Below are 18,357 nucleotides of genomic sequence, written 5' to 3' on the forward strand. Positions count from 1 at the left end.
GCAAGGCCTCCACTGAAAAGGGACAGACCGGCGTGGATTCAAGGCTTTCACAGCGTTTATCGTTCCGCCTGACCCGCAATGTGGTACTGGCAGCACTGACCCTCGGGGTCCTGCTGAACCTGGGCGTGGTCACGCTGGACTACTTCAACGCCCGCTCCAACATGAACAGCGAGATCCGGGCCCTGATGGAGATCAGCCACAGCCCGGCCTCCCAGATCGCCTACAACATCGATACCCGGCTTGCCGAAGAACTGCTGGACGGCCTGCTGCGCCACCCCGCCATCGTGAGCGCGCGCATTGAGGATCCCCAGGGGCGCATTCTCGCCCAGCGCCAACGCCCCACCTCCGATAGTCCCTACCGCTGGTTGAGCGACTCCCTTTTCCAACCACGCCGTGACTACAGTGAGCAACTGCACGTCTCCCAGCTGCAGGAGATGGAACTGGGTCATCTCCATGTGACCATCGACACCTACCCGTTCGGCAGCACCTTCCTCCAGCGTGCCGGCTACACCCTGCTCAGCGGCTTCATCATGAGCCTGGCCCTGGCGGGTCTGCTGCTGGTGATCTTCTACCTGATGATCACCAAACCACTGCTCCGGGTGGTCAGCGGGCTCCAGGACGTGGACTCGGACAACGCAGAGAAAGCGCGCCTGCCGACCCCGAGGCGCCATGAGCATGATGAGATCGGGCTGCTGGTGCACATCACCAATGAGCACCTTGATACCATCGACAACAGCCTCCAGAAGCTGCGCGAGGCGGAAGGCCGGCTCAAGGAGTACAACGAGAAGCTGGCCCAGATCGTTGAGGCCCGGACCTCCGAGATCCGGGACAAGAATGAAGCCCTCCAGCGTTCCAACCGGGCGCTGATCGACGCCCGCGAGGAAGCCCTGGAAACGGCGCGCGCACGGGCGGATTTCCTCGCCAGCATGAGCCATGAGATCCGGACGCCGCTGAACGGGCTCCTTGGCATGCTGCGCCTGGCACTCGAGAACCGGCTCAGCGCCCCCCAGAGGGAGCGTATGGAGCTGGCACTGAGCGCCGGCGAGAACCTGGTGGCCCTGGTCAATGACATCCTGGACATTTCCAAGGTCGAGGCCGGCAAGCTCACCCTTGAACACATCGGCCTGGACCCCGGGGCACTCGCCGAGGAGTGCGCAACCCTGTTTGCCCAGCAGAGTGTGCGCACCGCGGATGTCGCCATCGTTACGCGCATTGCGCCGGACATTGAGCCGGTCTACCTGGGGGATCCCACCCGTCTGCGCCAGATCATCAACAACCTCATGGGCAATGCCATCAAGTTCACCTCCCGTGGGCAGATCACCCTCAGCCTTGACCCCCACCACGACGGCCTCGAGCTGGTCGTGACCGATACCGGTATCGGCATGTCCAGGGAGGCCCAGAAGATGGTTTTCTCGCCGTTCTCACAGGGACAGGCGGACACCGCACGACGCTTCGGCGGGACCGGGCTCGGCCTTACCCTGTGCCGGCAGCTGGTGGACCGGATGGGAGGCACCATCGAAGTCTCGTCACAGGAGCAGGAAGGTACCCGCGTCAGGGTCCACCTGCCGCTCGAGGTCGACCCGGAAGCAACGCCGCGCAGCGGTGAGAGCGACTTCGGAGGCATGCACACACTGCTGCTGACAGGGCGCGACAACCCCCATGCCCCGCCCCTTCAGGATCATCTGCGCTACTGGGGCGCACACGTGCGCCACCAGACCACGTTACCGGAGACAGGTGCCGGACTGGATGTGAAGAACCAGGATCTGATCATCATCGACAGTCAGGACACTGGATGGCGCGCACTGCTGGACCGGGCCCAGCGCTGCCCACCGGTTGTCCATCTCGGCACGGATGGCGACGGTGCCGACCGTTCCGAGACCATCCAGTTGCCCCTGGTGCGCCGTCAGCTGGTCAACACCCTGCGCATCGCCATTGGGCTCACTGCCGTGGGCTCCCCCTCACACGAGGGGGCACCACGTTCATCCGTCGCACTGGATGTGCTTCTGGTGGAGGACAACCAGGTCAACCAGATGGTGGCCAGCGGCATGCTGCGTAAACTCGGTCACCGGGTCGTGGTCCGGGAAAACGGCCAGCTGGCTCTTGAATACCTGCAGAGCAACCACTGTGACCTGGTTCTGATGGACTGCCAGATGCCGGTCATGGACGGTTTTGAGGCCACGCGGACAATACGCGCCACCGAAGGGCTCGCGCATTTGCCGGTGATCGCGGTCACCGCCAACGCCATGGAAGGCGACCGCGAACAGTGCCTCAGCGCCGGTATGAACGATTACCTCACCAAGCCCTACAGTATCGAGGCCATGCGCGAGGTTCTGGAACGCTGGGGCGCGGGGGCGGAGGCTCAGTCGTCCCGGGGGTGAAGCTCCAGCGCCGCCGAATTGATGCAGTATCGCAGCCCCGTGGGCTCAGGCCCGTCCGGGAACACATGCCCGAGATGGGCGTCACAATGGGCACAGAGCGCCTCGGTACGCACCATCCCGTGGCCGCGATCGACCCGCTCGGTAACGGCCCCGTTGCTGGCCGGCTGCCAGTAACTCGGCCACCCGGATCCCGAATCGAACTTGTGCCGGGCATCAAAAAGCGGCTCACCACAGCAGACGCAGCAATAGACCCCGTCCTGCTTGCAGTCATTGTATTCACCGCTGAACGGCCTCTCCGTGCCACCCTCGCGGGTGACCCGGTAACTTTCCGGGGACAGCCGCTCAAGCCATTCCTGATCGGACTGGTTTACTTTTGTCATCTCGTGAGCCTCCGCTACAATACCGAGTGCGCCAACTCAGGGGTTTACAACAGAATGCAGCAATTTGAGAAATCCGCCAAGCTTGAGAACGTCTGCTACGACATTCGCGGTCCCGTCCAGCAGGAAGCCCACCGGCTCGAGGAGGAAGGTCACCGGATCCTCAAGCTCAACATCGGCAACCCCGGCGCATTCGGCCTGGATATCCCGGAGGAGATCCAGCAGGACGTGGTGCACAACCTGCCCACGGCCCAGGGCTACTGTGACTCCAAGGGGCTGTTCTCCGCGCGCAAGGCGGTGATGCAGTACAGCCAGCAGCTCGGTATCCCGGACGTGGACATTGACGATGTCTTCATCGGCAACGGCGTCAGCGAGCTGATCGTCATGGCCACCCAGGCGCTGCTGAACACCGGCGATGAAGTCCTCATTCCCGCACCGGACTATCCGTTGTGGACGGCCGCGACCACCCTCTCCAGCGGCCGGCCCGTGCACTACCGTTGCGACGAGAAGCAGGACTGGTACCCGGACATTGACGATATCCGCGCCAAGATCACCACGCGCACCCGGGCCATTGTTCTGATCAACCCCAACAATCCCACGGGCGCGGTCTACTCTGCCGATCTGCTGGAACAGGTGATCCGGCTGGCGCGCGAGCACGATCTGGTGGTACTGGCTGACGAGATCTACGACAAGATCCTGTACGACGGCAACAAACACATACCGGCCGCCTCCCTGGCGGATGACATCCTGTTCATGACGTTCGGCGGCCTCTCCAAGAACTACCGAGCTGCCGGCTACCGCGCCGGATGGATGATCATCAGCGGCGCCAAGCACCGTGCCGAGGGCCTGATCGAGGGCATCAACATGCTGGCCTCGATGCGCCTGTGCGCCAATGTGCCGGCCCAGACCGCCATCCAGACCTCCCTGGGGGGCTACCAGTCCATCAATGACCTGGTGGTTTCCGGTGGCCGCCTCTGCGAACAGCGGGACCTGGCCTGGAAGATGCTGAACGACATCCCCGGCGTCAGCTGCGTGAAACCCTCGGGTGCACTGTATCTCTTTCCGCACCTGGATCCGGAGGTCTACCCCATCCGCAGCGATGAACAGATGGTCTACGACCTGCTGCGACAGGAACAGATGCTGCTGGTACACGGCTCGGCCTTCAATCTGCCGGACACCCAGCACTTCCGGGTGGTCTTCCTGCCCAGGGTGGACATGCTGGAGGACGCCATTGGCCGTCTCGGCCGTTTCCTGGAGCATTACCGGCAGGACTGAGGGAGAGCGCCCATGGCCGATCTCCACATTGAGGATTTCTACCGGGACACGGCTGCGATCCTGATCCACCTCTACAACCGCTTCCCGCGCAAGGGCGCGGTTTTTGTGGAGGACATCGCCGGCGACGACGAGCCCGACGAATTCGGTCTGCACAGCAACCGCCACATGGCCTGCTTCGGCACCATGCTCTGGCTGGCCGACGAAGGGCTGCTGCGGTACGAGTCCGTGATCGGCCAGGATGCCGTGGACCAGGCCGTGCTCACCGCGGAGTGTTTCAACAGGCTCTCCACCCAGCACCCCGAGGGCGAAGCGGCCGGCGGCAGCGGGCTGATCCGGGAAGCCGCCCTCGCCGTGAACCGCATCCGTCAGTGCATGGCGAACGGGACCTCGACGGAACTCTCGGAAACGGTCCACCGGTTTCTCTTCGATCCGCCCACACGTCTCTGAACCTTCTGTAATACACGTATTCCGCGCTTGAATCCCGCCCTGGAACCCCCAATATAAAGCGCTGGATAACAGGTCCTGATCCGGGAGAGGACGACCCATGAGAATACTGCTTCTGCTCGCCACCAACCTGGCGGTGATCATTCTGGCCAGCGTCACGCTGCGCCTTCTGGGCTTTGACAGCTATTTCGAACAGCAGGGGCTGAACTTCACCGCCCTGCTGATCTTTGCCGCGGTAATCGGCTTCGGTGGCTCTTTCGTCTCGCTTCTGATGTCCAAGTGGATTGCCAAGAAGTCCACGCGGGCCCGGGTTATCGAGAATCCCTCAAACCCGGCGGAGCAGTGGCTGGTTGAAACCGTGCAGCAGATCGCCCGGGAAGCGGGCGTGAAGACGCCCGAAATCGCCATCTTCCCGGCCCATCAGTCCAATGCATTCGCCACGGGCTGGAACCGGAACGAGGCGCTCGTGGCGGTCAGCGAAGGCATGCTGCAGCGCTTCAACAAGGATGAGATCCGGGCTGTTCTGGCCCATGAGATGGGGCATGTTGCCAGCGGCGATATGGTGACGCTGGCTCTGATTCAGGGCGTTGTGAACACCTTCGTGATCTTTCTCGCGCGAGTGGTGGGCTCATTCGTTGACCGCGCCGTGTTCAAGAATGAGGGCGGCCACGGTATCGGCTTCATCATGGTGACGATCGTTGCCGAGATCGTGCTGGGCATCCTGGCGAGCACCATCGTGTTCTGGTTCTCACGGCGCAGGGAGTTCCGGGCGGATGCCGCCGGCGCCCGCTGGGGCAGCAACGAGGGCATGATCTCGGCGCTGCAGAGACTCAAGCGGGAGGCGGGAATGCCGGATGAAATGCCGGACAGCATGCAGGCCTTCGGCATCACCAGTGGTGTGCGTTCCGGGCTCCAGAAGCTCTTCGCCAGCCACCCGCCGCTGGACGAGCGCATCGAGGCGCTGCGCAACCGCACCCATCAGTAGATGAGCGTGAAGCCGGCGGCTTCCAGCTGGCGGTTCAGGACCGGGTCACTGCCCGCTGACAGATGGTGGAAACCCAACTCCCGGCGGACCGGATAGTCCCTGCGCAGACGGTCAAACGCACTGGCCCTGCTGGACCGGGAACGGTCGAGGGTCGCACGGAGCTGGTGGGCGTCGCGGCGCGGATCATAGGTGGCCAGCAACACCTCCTCCAGGGTGGCGGGAAGCGCATCCAGTGTGGCCGGCTCGGGCACCAGTGCTTCCAGGGCTGGCTCCGACTCCACAGCCAGCCAGCGATTCAGGGCCTGGGCCAGCATCACGGTTCCCCGCAGCTTGCCTTCCAGGCTGTAGCCGGCGATGTGGGGCGTGGCGATGCGGACCATGCGCGCAAGCTGCGGATCAACCAGCGGCTCTCCTTCCCAGACATCCAGTGCCGTCCAAGGGCCACCGTCAGCAGCCTCCAGGCGTTCACGCAGGGCGGCGTTGTCCACAACCGCGCCACGTCCCGCGCTGATCAGCACCTGATCCGGCCTCAGGGCCTGAATGCCCCCGGCATCCAGCAGGTGTTCCGTGGGCCAGCATCCGCCCCGGACCAGTGGCGCATGCAGCGCGATCCGGTCACAGGCCAGAACCTCATCCAGTCCGACCAGGCCCGTGACACCGCTCCGGGCCAACGGTGGATCGGTTACCCGGGTTTCAATGCCGAGCGCCTGCAGTCGCCTGTGAACACGGCTGCCGACATTGCCGAAACCCACAATCCCGACGGCACCATCCGTCAGGGCCTTCCCCTGTTCAACGGCGGCCAGTGCCAGCACGGCCAGCACGTAATCGGCAACCGCTTCGGCATTGCAGCCCGGTGCTGAGGCCCAGGCAATGCCCTGCTGCTCAAGCCAGTGGGTATCCAGATGATCCGTGCCGATGGTGGCCGTGCCCACCCAGCGCACGGGCGTTCCCTCCAGAAGGGCCGCGTCGACACGGGTAACGGAGCGCACCAGGAGAACGTCCACATCCTGCAGATCGGCCTGGCGGATGGAGCGCCCCGGCAGCGTCCGGATCTCACCGGAACCACCGAAGCAGGCCGGCAGCGCGGGAATATTCTCGTCCGCCAGGATGCGCAGTCCGCTCATCCGGAGGCGTCTTCTTCCCGGCGCTGGCTGCGATTGCGATTACGCTGGCGCCCGGGCTTGCCGTCTCCGCCCTCCGAATGCTCAGGCTTAGGCTTTTTTGCCGGTTCCGGCAGCGGCACCATCAGCGGGTCCGGTGGGCGTACAAAACTCAGTGACTGGTTCAGGTAGTTCTCCAGATCCGGGAGCACAAAGCTGTCATCCTCACCGGCCAGGGTGACCGAGGTCCCGGAGGCGCCAGCCCTCCCGGTGCGCCCGATCCGGTGCACGTAATCCTCGGGATTGTCGGGCAGGTTGAAGTTGAACACGTGGGAGACGTCTTCCACATGGATGCCGCGGGCCGCCACATCCGTGGCCACCAGCACCCGGATATCCCCCTCCTTGAAGCGGTTGAGGGTGCTGATGCGCTTGTTCTGGGGGATCTCGCCAGACAGCAGCGCCGAATGCACCCCGTGAGCGCGCAGCTTCGCCTCCAGATCCCGGGTCTGGTCCCGCCGGTTGGCGAAAACAATGGCGCGGCTGACCTCGTCCCGCTGGAGGAAATTGATCAGCACCATCTCCTTGTCGGAATCGCTGACCGTGAAGAAGATCTGTTCGACCCGTTCAGCCGCCTTGCTTTCCGGCTCGATCTCGATGAATTCCGCGTTCTCACTCCACATGGCAGCCAGGTTGAGAACATCCTGGTTGAAGGTGGCACTGAACAGCACGGTCTGGCGTCCGGACTTCGGGGTGCAGTGTCGGATGATCTTCTTCACGTCCGGGATGAAGCCCATGTCGAGCATCCGGTCCGCCTCGTCCAGTATCAGAAGATCAAGCTGATCCAGGAAGACGTCCTTGCTGCCAAGGAAATCCAGCAGCCTCCCCGGCGTCGCCACCAGGATATCGATGGCTTCATTGCGGATCTGCTTGCGCTGGCGGTCGTAGTTCATACCGCCCACAGTGGTCACCACGTTATGGCCACTGTGACGGGTCAGCGCTTCCGCATCCCGGGCGATCTGCATCGCCAGCTCACGGGTCGGTGCCAGTGCCAGAACCCGGGGTTCACTGGCATAGCGCTGCTCAAAGGGAATGGGGTTCTCCAGCAGACGCTGGATGGCACTGATCAGGAAAGCGGCTGTCTTGCCGGTGCCGGTCTGGGCCTGGCCGATGAGATCCAGCCCCTTCAGGGTCTTCGGCAGCGCCTCGCCCTGAATGCCGGTGCAATGCTCAAAGCCAAGCTCATCAATAGCGCGCTGCAACCGCTCATCCAGATTGAAATCCCGGAATCGGGGCTGCGGCACCGCCTCCTGATTGTCCTGACTCTGGTTCTGCTCCTGGCCCTGCTCCACCTTCTCTGGCTCTGTTTCCGCAGGGGTTTCGGCCTGGTTGTTCATTGAACCTCCTCTGATCCAATCAGTTGGGCCCGGGTGAAGGGGTAGCCCTGGAAATAATGCCGGGTGCCGTAAAAGGCCTGCAATGCGTCCAGAAACCGGGCGGCCCTGGGGGGCATGGCCTCATCCAGGCAGCGCCGCACCTCGGCATGCACCCTTTCGGCAAAGCGCTCCCTCTGCCCGGGCACCTCACCGGCCAGGTTGTCCATGCTCAGATGGAAACGGCGACCCGCGGCCACCGTGAACAGCCACTCAAGGGCCTGGGGCCTGGCCTCGACCTGCTCAAACATGGCCTGGCTATCCCCATCACGACCATCGGGTTCATACCAGTAGCCGTAGTCGTAGAGCTGACGGCGACGATGGCCGGCTATGCACCAGTGGCTGACCTCATGCAGGGCACTGGCGTAGAAACCATGGGCAAATACTATCCGATTCCACCGGCACTCGCCATCGGCCGGCAGGTACTCGGGTTCATCCCCACCGGGCACCAGAATGGTGGCGTGGCTGGGCTGGAAAAGGCCGTTGAACAGCCGTACTAGATCCGCGTAGGAATCCGGGAGAGGTTCAGCTGACATCATGGCGCCAGTCTAGGGATTGTGCCGCAACCTTCAAGCATTCGTTATAATAGGCGCGCTCAGCCCACTTCCGAGCCATAGGAGTCCCCATCATCCTGACACGTCTGCTGATCCTGCTGTTCGCTCTTGTCGGCCCGGCTGCCGCCCAGTCACCGTTCTCCGACGGCAGCGGCGGTAACTTTCCACCGGTCGAGGAAGCTTTTCCGTTCACGGCCTGGGCGGAAGACGGTGAGCTCGTCCTGAACTGGGACGTGACGCCAGAGTACTACCTCTACGAGAACCGCATCAGCATCGAGACCGAACCGGCGGATGCCCTTGCCCTGCCCCCGCGGTTCAGCATTGACAGTAACATCAAGGATGATCCCTATTTCGGCAAAACCCCCGTCTTCTACGAGCCAGTCAGTGCCAGCCTGAGCCCCGCCGAGGGTCATGGTAGCAGTCCCATCCGTGTCACCGTGGAATGGCAGGGGTGTGCCGAGGCCGGCCTGTGCTACACGCCCCAGACGGAGACACTGCGCTACAACCCCGCCGACGGCAGCGTGATGTATCCGGCACCGGAGAAGGACACCGCCTCCAGTGCCTCAGCGGGCAGCGACAGTTCTCCCCCCTCCGGCGGCGATGACGGCCGCTGGCGTGGCGGCAGCCTGGAGACACTGCTGAGCAGCGACTCCCTGCTCTGGGCCATGCTGGTGTTCTACGGCCTGGGGCTGGGGCTGACCTTCACACCCTGCGTGCTGCCCATGATCCCGATCGTCTCGGCGGTTGTCGCCGGCCAGCGCCAGCTCAACACTCTGCAGGCCTTCTACCTCTCCCTGGCCTATGTCCTGGGTATGGCGCTGACCTATGCCGCGGCGGGCGTGCTGGTGGGCCTGCTCGGTGCCTCCTTCAACATCCAGGCCCATCTCCAGGCCCCCTGGGTTCTGGCCCTCTTTGCCGGGCTGTTCACGCTGCTGGCACTGGCCATGTTCGGCGTTTTCGAGATCCGCCTTCCGGAGCGCGTCATGAACCGCCTCACGCGCCAGAGTGAGCGCCTCAGCGGTGGTAATGTCGCCGGCGTGGCGGGCATAGGCGCTCTCTCCGCCCTGATTGTCTCCCCCTGCGTCACGGCACCGCTGGCCGCCGCCCTGGTCTATCTGAGTGCCACCCAGAATGCGGCCATGGGCGGACTTGCGCTCTTTGCCCTGGCGCTGGGCATGGGTACGCCACTGATCCTGGTGGGTACCGGGGGACGGCGCTTCATGCCGCAGCCCGGCCCCTGGATGAACCGCATCAAGGCGGCTTTCGGCATCCTCATGCTGGCCGTCGCCATCTGGCTGCTGGAACGGGTGATCCCCGGCCCGGCCACACTGGTGCTCTGGGCCCTCCTGCTGGCGGTCACCGGGGTCCAGCTGGGCGCTTTTGAACCCCTGGGCGAAGGCTGGCCACGCACCCGCAAGGGCATCGGCGTGGTACTGGTGCTGGTGGCCGCCATGCTTCTGGCCGGGGCCATGGCCGGGGCCGGTGACCCTCTGCGGCCCCTTGAGCCCTTCCGTGCCGGGTCCGGAAATGGCGCCTCCGGGCTACCGGAAGAACCCTTTGAGCGGATCGTCGACGCTGATCGCATCGAAGCCCGTCTGGAACGGGCAGCCGAGGCCGGCAAGCCGGTGATCCTGGATTTCTACGCGGACTGGTGCATCAGCTGCAAGGTGATGGAACGTCAGGTATTCGACACCGAGCCGGTCCTGGAAGCCATGAAGGGCTTCGAGCGCCTCCAGGTGGATGTAACGGAGAACACGGCCGCCGACCAGGCCCTGCTCGACCGTTTCAACCTTTTCGGGCCGCCCACCCTGCTGTTCTTCAACGCCCAGGGAGAGGAGCTCAAGCAGGCGCGCATCCTTGGCGAAATGGACCAGGACGAGTTCCTCGAGCACCTTGAGCGTGTCCGCGAGCGGACAGGCGTCTGAGCGTGGCCGGTTTCAGCCTGCGATCGCCCCTGCACCAGGGCGCCGCCTGTGTTCTTGCCGGCGAACTCCTGCTCGCCCTGATGGGAGCACAGGTCAAGGCACTGGCCCCGGAACTCGACAACACCATGCTGGTGTTTGCGCGCAACGCCCTGGGGCTCAGCATCATTCTGCCCATCATGCTGTGGCGCCAGGGGCCGGACTGCCTGCGCACAACCAACCTGCGCTTTCATGTGGTCCGGGGTGTGGTGGGCGTCTCAGCCATGTACTGCTACTTCTTCAGCCTGGGGGGACTGGCGCTGACCGAGGCGGTGCTGCTCAAGCTCACATCGCCCTTCTTCATCCCGCTGATCGCCTTCCTATGGCTGGGAGAACGCACCTCACTCTGGGCCCTGATGACCATTGTGCTGGGATTCTGCGGGGTGGTGGTCCTGCTGCAGCCCGGTCATGCCGGCATGCAGGACGTACTCTTCGTGACGGCGGGGGTCTCGGGGGCGGTTCTGGGTGGCACGGCCAAGGTCGCGATCCGCCGCATGGGCACGCGCGAGCCCAGTGCGCGCATCGTGGTCTACTTCGGCATCGTGGCAACCACGGTCTCGGCGCCGGCTGCCCTGCTGAACTGGACCTGGCCCACCCTGTGGCAGTGGCTCGGGCTGGTTTCCATCGCTGCCTGCGCCACGGCCGCGCAGATGCTGATCACGACCGCCTACCGCATTGCGCCGGCTGGCCGTATCGGCCAGTTCACCTATTCGTCGGTGGTTTTTGCGGCGCTTCTGGGCTGGCTGATCTGGTCGGAACCGTTCACCCTCAACCAGGCCATCGGCTGCGTGTTCATCGTCGGGGCTGGGCTCCTGAACATGCGACGCTGACGCCGTTCAGACGGTGCGCTCGATCCAGTAGGTATACTGCTCGTCGCCAGCTTCCTCCTCGACCAGACGATGGCCGAGAAACTGGCAGAAACGCGGAATGTCACGCTGCGTGGACGGATCCGTGGCGATCACCCGCAGCACCCCGTTAACCGGCACATCCGCAATGCGGTTATGCAGCATCATGACCGGCTCCGGGCAGACCAGACCGGTGGCATCAAGGGTTGCATCGTACTCCCGGGTCAATGGCGGAACCTCCGTACACGCGTTTTCCGAATTTTCTGCCAGAATTAGGGTAAGGATACCATATTCAAAGGTAACCGCATGAGTAACAGGGAGCTTTCGGGGAGAGAACAACCATGATCCGTGTCATCATCGAGCGCTATATCGCTGAAGCCATGGAGAGCACCTATGATGCCCAGGCCCGCCAGGCCCTGCGCAACGCTGTTGAGATTCCCGGGTTCATTTCCGGCGAATCCCTCAAGGATGAGTACAATTCCCGTCACCGGGTGATCCTCTCAACCTGGCGCTCAACCGCGGACTGGTACCGCTGGTACGATTCCACGGAGCGCCGGGAGAAGATCAATCGTATCCGGCCGCTGCTGGAGTCCGATGAGCGCATCACGGTGCTGGAATACGCAGTCCCTACCGGGAACGTGTGAGCGGCGCCACACAGCAGGTGATCTCCTCCCGGTCGTGATACAGGTGAGCGGCTCTGACCGTCAGGTCCGCGCCGCTGGCGGCGATGCTTTCCTCCAGGCGCGCCCTGTACTCCTGCCAGCACGCCCAGCGCTGCTTCATGGGCAGCTTCAGGTTGAACACCGCCAGCCGGCACAGCCGGTTCTCAAGCCACTCCGCCATCAGCTCCACGACCCGGGCAGGCCGATCCACAATATCGCAGACCAGCCAGTCCACCGGGTGCGACGGCCGCCAGCTGAAGGCATCCTCCGTCCTGTGGGTCACCAGCCCGGAGGCCATCAACGCCTCGTCCATGGGCCCGTTGTCCACCGCGGTCACGGCCAGCCCACGCTGCACCAGCTGCCACGTCCACCCACCCGGAGCGGCGCCCAGATCCACCGCCGTCATGCCATGCCGCAGCAGACGCTCGCGCTCATCCGTGGTGAAAAACCGGTGAAGGGCCTCCTCCAGTTTCAGCGTTGAGCGGCTGGGGGCCGTACCCGGCATCCGAAGGCGCGGGACGCCTTCATGAAAGGCCGATGACAGGGCTGGATCCCGGCGGGCGAGCAGGGCCCGACTGAAATCCGGGAGCAGGATTTCCAGACCCGGTGCACCCGCATCCCCATCGGGGTTCCCCTGCAGGATGCCCGCGCCGCGCAGCGCTTTCGCCAGTGGGCTGGTCCACTTGCGGGCAAAGCGCGGTAACGCCTCTTCAGTCTCCCCCAGGGGCACATGCACATCCACACGCCCGAAGGGCCCGCTCTCTCCGGCATCACGCAGCCCCTCGAGAACGGCACCAACACGGTCCTCGCCAGGCAGCGGATCCACTACACCGATGCCGGAATACCAGTCCCGCACGAAGACCAGGTTGCGCAACGACACCGCCCGCATGACCGGTTCCGCGGCCTGACCGGGCAGCTCAAAGCGTATCCAGCCGGCGGCTTCCGGGACAAAGAAACCATAACCGCCAACCTCTGCGGCGCGGCTGACCAGTTCCTGCCCCGCATCCGCCTCAAAGCCGGGCCGGCACAGCGCCCGGATCACACCTGTTTCAGTCATTACCTGTCCGTCTCCGTTGCCTTCACGAAAGCCCGCGCACTCTCCGCGGCTGTCGCCAGAACCCGCTCCGGATCCAGGCCGCTGCGGCGTGTGGGCATAAGCTCATGGTCTCCATCGGCCACCCACTCCAGATGGACCGGTCCGGGAAATGGCATGCGTGGCTCCAGCTCGCTTCGCTTCCCGAAGGGATCGCGCTCCCCATGCGCGATCCAAAGGGGCCGCTCAAGTTCCGCGAAGTGATCCGTCCGCCACTGTTCGGGCCTGCGTGGCGGATGGAAGGGGTAGCCGAACACCAGGGCTCCGGACACGGGTTCCGGACGCTGCTCCGGCGTCAGCAGCATGGAGGCCGTACGGCCCCCCAGGGATCGCCCACCGATCCAGAGGTGGTCCGCATCCGGCTCGCGGCGCCCAACCTCTTCGATGACTTCTCTCCAGACCTGGAGCAGAACGGGAGGACGATCCGGTGGACGTCGCTTGCCGGTGGTACGACGCTGCGCCATGAACGGAAACTCGAATCGTCGGACACGGAAGCCTGCCGCCGCCAGCGCGGTGGCAAGCCGCTCCATGGGCACGGAATCAGCAGGTGCGCCGGATCCGTGGGCGAGAACCAGAACAGGCCCCTGTTCGCCATTAAAGAGTATATCCAAAGGCACTACCGCATTAAGGTTTTGACATATATCATTGAGCACCAGCGCTGCGTTGCCTACGCTGCGCATACCCTCCAAACAGTCCCGGAAGAGCCGAACATGGAAACACAGACGTCCGCGGAAACCTATAACTACCGGGTGGTCAGGCAGTTTGCCATAGCCGCCGTGGTATGGGGTATCGTCGGAATGGGTCTGGGCGTGTTCATCGCTGCCCAGATGTTCCTTCCCCAACTGAACTTTGACCTGCCCTGGACAAGCTTTGGGCGCCTGCGCCCACTGCACACCAATGCGGTCATCTTTGCCTTTGCCGGCAGTGCCCTCTTTGCCACCTCCTACTATGTGGTGCAGCGCACTTCCCAGGCACGGGTGATCTCCGATCAGGCCGCCGCTTTCACCTTCTGGGGCTGGCAAGTGGTGATCGTTCTGGTCGCTATCACGCTGCCACTGGGCTACACCACCACCAAGGAATATGCTGAGCCCGAGTGGCCCATCAATATCCTGATCGCGGTGGTCTGGCTGACTTACGCCTACGTGTTCTTCGGCACTATCGCACGGCGCCGGGTCAAGCACATCTATGTGGCCAACTGGTTCTACGGCGCCTTCATCATCACCATCGCTATCCTGCACGTGGTCAACAATCTGGCCATCCCGGTCGGCTGGTTCGAATCCTATTCGATCTACCCCGGAACCATTGATGCCATGGTGCAGTGGTGGTACGGCCATAACGCGGTGGGTTTCTACCTGACGGCGGGTTTCCTGGGCCTGATGTACTACTTTGTGCCCAAGCAGGCCAACCGGCCCATCTATTCCTACCGGCTCTCGATCGTGCACTTCTGGGCACTGATCGCGACCTACGTCTGGGCCGGTGGCCACCACCTGCATTACAGCCCGCTTCCGGAGTGGGCCCAGACCGCTTCCATGGTCATGTCCCTGATCCTGCTGGCTCCAAGCTGGGGTGGCATGATCAATGGCATCATGACCCTGTCCGGCGCCTGGTACAAGCTGCGCACTGACCCCATCCTGCGCTTCCTGATCGTGGCGGTTTCCTTCTACGGCATGGCCACCTTCGAGGGCCCGCTGATGTCGATCCGTACGGTCAACGCCCTGTCCCACAGCACGGACTGGACCGTGGGTCATGTGCACTCCGGAGCTCTGGGCTGGGTTGCCATGATCAGCTTTGGTGCGCTCTATCACCTGTTCCCGCGCCTGTACGGGCTCAAGAGCATGTTCAGCATCCCGCTGATCAACCTGCACTTCTGGCTCGCAACAATCGGCGTGGTGCTCTACACCGTCTCCATGTGGATCAACGGCCTGCTGCAGGGCTTGATGTGGCGTGCCGTGAACGATGATGGCACCCTCACCTACAGCTTCGTAGAAGCGGTTGAGGCCAGCTATCCCGGTTATGTTGTGCGCTTCATCGGCGGCGCCTTCTTCCTGGCCGGCATGCTGGTAATGGCCTACAACGTCTGGCGGACTGTTGGCCAGAGTGAAACCGGCGCCCTTGATGATTCCACTGACGCAGTGCAGGGAGCGAACGCATGAGCCACGAGAAAGTTGAGAAAAACCTTGGCCTGATGGTCGGGCTGATCATTGTGGTGGTCAGCCTCGGCGGGTTGGCGGAGATCGTTCCCCTGTTCTTCGACTCTCAGGTCAACGAACCCGTTGAGGGGCTTGAGCCCCTGAGCGCTGTTGAGCTTGAAGGCCGTGACATCTACATCCGTGAGGGCTGCCACGTGTGCCATACCCAGAAGGTACGGCCTTTCCGCGCGGAGACGGAGCGTTACGGCCACTACTCAGTGGCTGGTGAGCACGTCTACGACCATCCCTTCCTGTGGGGCTCCAAGCGCACAGGGCCGGATCTGGCCCGCGTGGGCGGTCGCTATTCGGATGCCTGGCACCGCCTCCACTTCTATGACCCGCGGATGGTGGTTCCGGAATCCAACATGCCGGCCTATCCCTGGCTTTTCGAACAGAAGGTGGACCCAACCCAGACCGCAACCAAGATGCGGGCCCTGCGCACACTGGGCGTTCCCTACACCGATGAGCAGATCGCAAACGCTGAGGAGAACGTCCGCGGGACTTTTGAGATCCAGGCGCTGATCGCGTATCTGCAGCAATTGGGCACCGCTATACCGGAGCAGAGGTAACAACATGCCGTGGGAAACGTTGCTCAGTCAGTTCAAGGGCATTCATACGCTGCTGATGATTGCTCTCTTTGTGGGGATCTGCATCTGGGCCTTCAGCCCTTCCCGGCAACGGGAAAACGAACAGGCCGCGCACCTGGTTTTCGAGGACGAGGACATGGAAGCGCGCACCATCGAACAGCAACGGAGAGACAACCACGATGAGTAGTTTCTGGAGCATTTGGATCAGCGCGCTGATCCTGATTGTGGTCCTTGGGTGCTGGTGGCTGGTCTGGATCGTACGCCGGAACCAGCCTTCCGACCGCGTGGAGAACCGCAGCGTGGGCCATGAAGTCGATGGGATCGAAGAGCTGGACAACCCGCTGCCGAAATGGTGGTACTGGATGTTCATCGGGCTGATCCTGTTCTCCCTGCTCTATCTGGCGCTGTATCCAGGACTGGGCAACTACCAGGGTCTCCTTGGCTGGAGCCAGACCGAAGCATGGGAGCGTGAGATGGAAGCGGCACGCGAGAAATACGGACCGCTTTTCGCCCAGTACGCCGACACTCCCGCACCGGAGCTGGCGCACAATGGTGAGGCCATGCAGGCAGCCCAGCGTCTGTTCTCCAACAACTGCGCCACCTGTCACGGCTCCGCCGGGCGCGGCGGCTATGGTTTCCCCAACCTCACCGACGATAACTGGATCTGGGGCGGCAGTGTGGATGCCATCAAGCACACCCTGACCAATGGCCGTCAGGCGAACATGCCAGCACGCGGCATCAACCCGAACCTGAGCAATGATCAGCTCGGCGACATTACCGAATATGTGCTTTCGCTCAATGACCGCAGTGACGTGAATGAAGCAGCCGCGGAACGGGGCAAACCACTTTTCGCCCAGGCCTGCTCCACGTGCCACGGTCAGAATGCGAAGGGCAACCAGAACATGGGCGCCCCCAACCTGACCAACGACACCTGGCTCTATGGCGGCGATCGTGGCACCATCATGGAGACCCTCCAGTATGGTCGTAACGGTCATATGCCGGCTCAGAAGCAGCTGTCCGAGGACCAGATCCACCTCATGGCCGCCTATGTTTACCGGCTCTCCGGCCAGCATCGCGAGAAAGGAGCGGAATGAGCGACATACCCGTACGCCAGGTTGACGCCGGGCCCAACCCGGACCGGATCTACGTCCGCAGCACCACCGGTTTCTACCAGAAGCTGCGGACCGTCACTCTCTGGACGCTCATGGGTCTGTACTTCGCTGCTTGCTGGATCCAGATCAACGGGCGGCCATTGGTCCACTTTGATCTGCCGGAACGCCAGTTCCATCTCCTGGGGACCACCTTCTGGCCCCAGGACTTCTTCATCCTGACGCTGCTCCTTATTATCGCCGCGTTCGGGCTGTTCTTCGTCACCACGCTTTTTGGCCGTATATGGTGCGGGTTCACCTGCCCCCAGACCGCCTGGACCTTTATCTTCATGTGGGTCGAAGAGAAGGTGGAAGGCAGCCGAAACCAGCGCATGAAGCTTGACCGAAAGGGGTCACTGAGCCAGTGGCTGCCACGTAAGGTCCTAAAGCACGCCCTCTGGCTGGGGATAGGGTTCTGGACGGGTGTTACTTTCGTCGGCTACTTCTACCCCATCCGCGAACTGGTGCCGGATCTGTTCACCTTCAGCGTCACCACTGGCTGGGCCGTTTTCTGGATTGGCTTCTTTTCGGTGGCCACCTACCTCAACGCAGGCTGGATGCGTGAGAAAGTCTGCCTCTACGTCTGCCCTTACGCCCGTTTCCAGAGCGTCATGTTCTCTCCGGACACGCGGACAGTCACCTATGATGCCAACCGGGGCGAGCCCCGAGGTCCCAGGCGCAAAGATACAGACCGCGCTGAGGCGGGTCTTGGTGACTGCATCGACTGCAGCATCTGCGTGCAGGTATGCCCCACCGGTATTGATATCCGCAATGGCATGCAGTACGAATGCCTCGACTGTGGCCTCTGCGTGGATGCCTGCAACCAGGTTATGGACCGTATGGGCTATGACCGTGGCCTGATCCGGTACGCGACGGAGCGGGAAGTTGAAGGCCAGCCCCGCCGCCGTTTCCAGCCCCGGACTCTTGGGTACGGAGTGGCCATGGCACTTCTGCTTGGAACCATGGCCGTCCTTCTGATGCAGCGTGACACGCTGGACATCGAGGTCTCCCGCGACCGGGGAGGGCTCTACCAAACCGGCCCCAACGCAACCATCGAGAACTCCTACAGCCTCAAGTTGAGCAACCGCACCAATCAGACACGCGAACTCAGCGTGCGGGTTGCCGGTCCCGAGGGCACCCATCTGCTCGAGCCCATCGCCATGGAGCTCGGGCCACTGGACACGCGCTCTCTTCCGGCAGTGGTGAGAATCCCGCAGCGTGAGCTTGAGGGAATGAGTACGCCCGTCACCTTTGAAGTCATCGCCGAGGGCTCCGAAGCGCGCAACAGCGCTGAGACCCCCTTCATCGGCCCCAGACCCTGAACAACGC

At 63.1% G+C, this 18,357-nt stretch carries 19 protein-coding genes; 12 read left to right on the plus strand and 7 right to left on the minus strand.

The window, feature by feature from the left end; genetic code table 11:
* The first annotated feature begins 32 nt into the window (after window positions 1–32).
* The gene (locus tag GLW01_RS15640) at window positions 33–2,378 is read left to right on the plus strand and encodes an ATP-binding protein (protein WP_160898820.1); all 2,346 of its coding nucleotides are present in this window, start codon (window positions 33–35) and stop codon (window positions 2,376–2,378) included.
* On the opposite strand, the gene msrB is transcribed toward GLW01_RS15640, so the two are convergent.
* Window positions 2,360–2,758, minus strand: a complete 399-nt coding sequence (gene msrB / locus GLW01_RS08730; protein ID WP_151439439.1) for a peptide-methionine (R)-S-oxide reductase MsrB — start codon at window positions 2,756–2,758, stop codon at window positions 2,360–2,362. The two genes, GLW01_RS15640 and msrB, sit on opposite strands and share 19 nt — an antisense overlap.
* A gap of 54 nt (window positions 2,759–2,812) precedes the next feature.
* On the opposite strand from msrB, the gene GLW01_RS08735 reads away from it, so the two are divergent.
* From GLW01_RS08735 to htpX, 3 genes are all read left to right on the plus strand, one after another.
* Window positions 2,813–4,030 carry a pyridoxal phosphate-dependent aminotransferase gene (locus GLW01_RS08735; RefSeq protein ID WP_151439438.1) on the plus strand — a complete coding sequence of 406 codons (1,218 nt, stop codon included), beginning with the start codon at window positions 2,813–2,815 and terminating at the stop codon, window positions 4,028–4,030.
* A gap of 12 nt (window positions 4,031–4,042) precedes the next feature.
* On the plus strand, window positions 4,043–4,477 hold the full coding sequence (locus tag GLW01_RS08740; protein WP_160898821.1) for a hypothetical protein: 435 nt from the start codon (window positions 4,043–4,045) through the stop codon (window positions 4,475–4,477).
* A gap of 97 nt (window positions 4,478–4,574) precedes the next feature.
* Window positions 4,575–5,459, plus strand: coding sequence for a protease HtpX (gene htpX / locus GLW01_RS08745; protein WP_160898822.1), 885 nt, complete (start codon window positions 4,575–4,577; stop codon window positions 5,457–5,459).
* On the opposite strand, the gene GLW01_RS08750 is transcribed toward htpX, so the two are convergent.
* From GLW01_RS08750 to GLW01_RS08760, 3 genes are read right to left on the minus strand one after another with little or no spacing between them, the layout of a single operon-like run.
* A complete protein-coding gene (locus GLW01_RS08750; RefSeq protein ID WP_202405637.1) occupies window positions 5,453–6,583 on the minus strand; it encodes a 4-phosphoerythronate dehydrogenase in 1,131 nt (376 codons plus the stop codon). The genes htpX and GLW01_RS08750 overlap by 7 nt on opposite strands.
* Entirely contained in the window at window positions 6,580–7,953 is a 1,374-nt protein-coding gene (locus GLW01_RS08755) for a DEAD/DEAH box helicase (RefSeq protein WP_160898823.1), read from the minus strand. The genes GLW01_RS08750 and GLW01_RS08755 overlap by 4 nt, the downstream gene beginning before the upstream one ends.
* Complete coding sequence (locus GLW01_RS08760; RefSeq protein ID WP_237416535.1) at window positions 7,950–8,528, minus strand: elongation factor P hydroxylase; 579 nt, start codon at window positions 8,526–8,528, stop codon at window positions 7,950–7,952. The genes GLW01_RS08755 and GLW01_RS08760 overlap by 4 nt, the downstream gene beginning before the upstream one ends.
* A 107-nt stretch (window positions 8,529–8,635) precedes the next feature.
* Here GLW01_RS08760 and dsbD point away from each other — a divergent pair, with 107 nt between their 5' ends.
* Together dsbD and GLW01_RS08770 are read left to right on the plus strand one after the other, a co-directional pair.
* On the plus strand, window positions 8,636–10,468 hold the full coding sequence (dsbD, locus tag GLW01_RS08765) for a protein-disulfide reductase DsbD (RefSeq protein ID WP_340162447.1): 1,833 nt from the start codon (window positions 8,636–8,638) through the stop codon (window positions 10,466–10,468).
* Between the two features lie 2 nt (window positions 10,469–10,470).
* Window positions 10,471–11,334: a DMT family transporter gene (locus GLW01_RS08770; protein WP_202405638.1), complete on the plus strand. Its 864-nt coding sequence runs from the start codon at window positions 10,471–10,473 to the stop codon at window positions 11,332–11,334.
* A 6-nt stretch (window positions 11,335–11,340) separates the two neighbouring features.
* On the opposite strand, the gene tusA is transcribed toward GLW01_RS08770, so the two are convergent.
* On the minus strand, window positions 11,341–11,577 hold the full coding sequence (tusA, locus tag GLW01_RS08775; protein ID WP_151439433.1) for a sulfurtransferase TusA: 237 nt from the start codon (window positions 11,575–11,577) through the stop codon (window positions 11,341–11,343).
* A 113-nt stretch (window positions 11,578–11,690) separates the two neighbouring features.
* Here tusA and GLW01_RS08780 point away from each other — a divergent pair, with 113 nt between their 5' ends.
* Window positions 11,691–11,993: an antibiotic biosynthesis monooxygenase family protein gene (locus GLW01_RS08780; protein WP_095616990.1), complete on the plus strand. Its 303-nt coding sequence runs from the start codon at window positions 11,691–11,693 to the stop codon at window positions 11,991–11,993.
* Here the strand turns inward: GLW01_RS08780 and rlmM are convergent.
* Entirely contained in the window at window positions 11,977–13,068 is a 1,092-nt protein-coding gene (gene rlmM / locus GLW01_RS08785; protein WP_151439432.1) for a 23S rRNA (cytidine(2498)-2'-O)-methyltransferase RlmM, read from the minus strand. The genes GLW01_RS08780 and rlmM overlap by 17 nt on opposite strands.
* Window positions 13,068–13,715 (minus strand): alpha/beta family hydrolase, encoded by a 648-nt coding sequence (locus GLW01_RS08790; protein ID WP_151439431.1) that lies wholly within the window; start codon window positions 13,713–13,715, stop codon window positions 13,068–13,070. Before GLW01_RS08790 ends, rlmM begins: the two co-directional genes overlap by 1 nt.
* 99 nt (window positions 13,716–13,814) lie before the next feature.
* On the opposite strand from GLW01_RS08790, the gene ccoN reads away from it, so the two are divergent.
* The 5 genes from ccoN to ccoG are packed head-to-tail and all read left to right on the plus strand — an operon-like array spanning window position 13,815 to window position 18,350.
* Window positions 13,815–15,257, plus strand: coding sequence for a cytochrome-c oxidase, cbb3-type subunit I (gene ccoN, locus GLW01_RS08795; protein ID WP_151439430.1), 1,443 nt, complete (start codon window positions 13,815–13,817; stop codon window positions 15,255–15,257).
* Window positions 15,254–15,862, plus strand: coding sequence for a cytochrome-c oxidase, cbb3-type subunit II (ccoO, locus tag GLW01_RS08800; protein WP_151439429.1), 609 nt, complete (start codon window positions 15,254–15,256; stop codon window positions 15,860–15,862). The genes ccoN and ccoO overlap by 4 nt, the downstream gene beginning before the upstream one ends.
* A gap of 4 nt (window positions 15,863–15,866) precedes the next feature.
* On the plus strand, window positions 15,867–16,067 hold the full coding sequence (locus GLW01_RS08805; protein WP_151439428.1) for a cbb3-type cytochrome oxidase subunit 3: 201 nt from the start codon (window positions 15,867–15,869) through the stop codon (window positions 16,065–16,067).
* Window positions 16,060–16,974, plus strand: a complete 915-nt coding sequence (ccoP, locus tag GLW01_RS08810; protein WP_151439427.1) for a cytochrome-c oxidase, cbb3-type subunit III — start codon at window positions 16,060–16,062, stop codon at window positions 16,972–16,974. Before GLW01_RS08805 ends, ccoP begins: the two co-directional genes overlap by 8 nt.
* The gene (ccoG, locus tag GLW01_RS08815) at window positions 16,971–18,350 is read left to right on the plus strand and encodes a cytochrome c oxidase accessory protein CcoG (protein ID WP_160898824.1); all 1,380 of its coding nucleotides are present in this window, start codon (window positions 16,971–16,973) and stop codon (window positions 18,348–18,350) included. Before ccoP ends, ccoG begins: the two co-directional genes overlap by 4 nt.
* Window positions 18,351–18,357 lie beyond the last annotated feature (7 nt).

Source organism: Vreelandella halophila, from assembly GCF_009856365.1.
In the GTDB taxonomy this organism is placed as follows: domain Bacteria; phylum Pseudomonadota; class Gammaproteobacteria; order Pseudomonadales; family Oleiphilaceae; genus Halospina; species Halospina utahensis_B.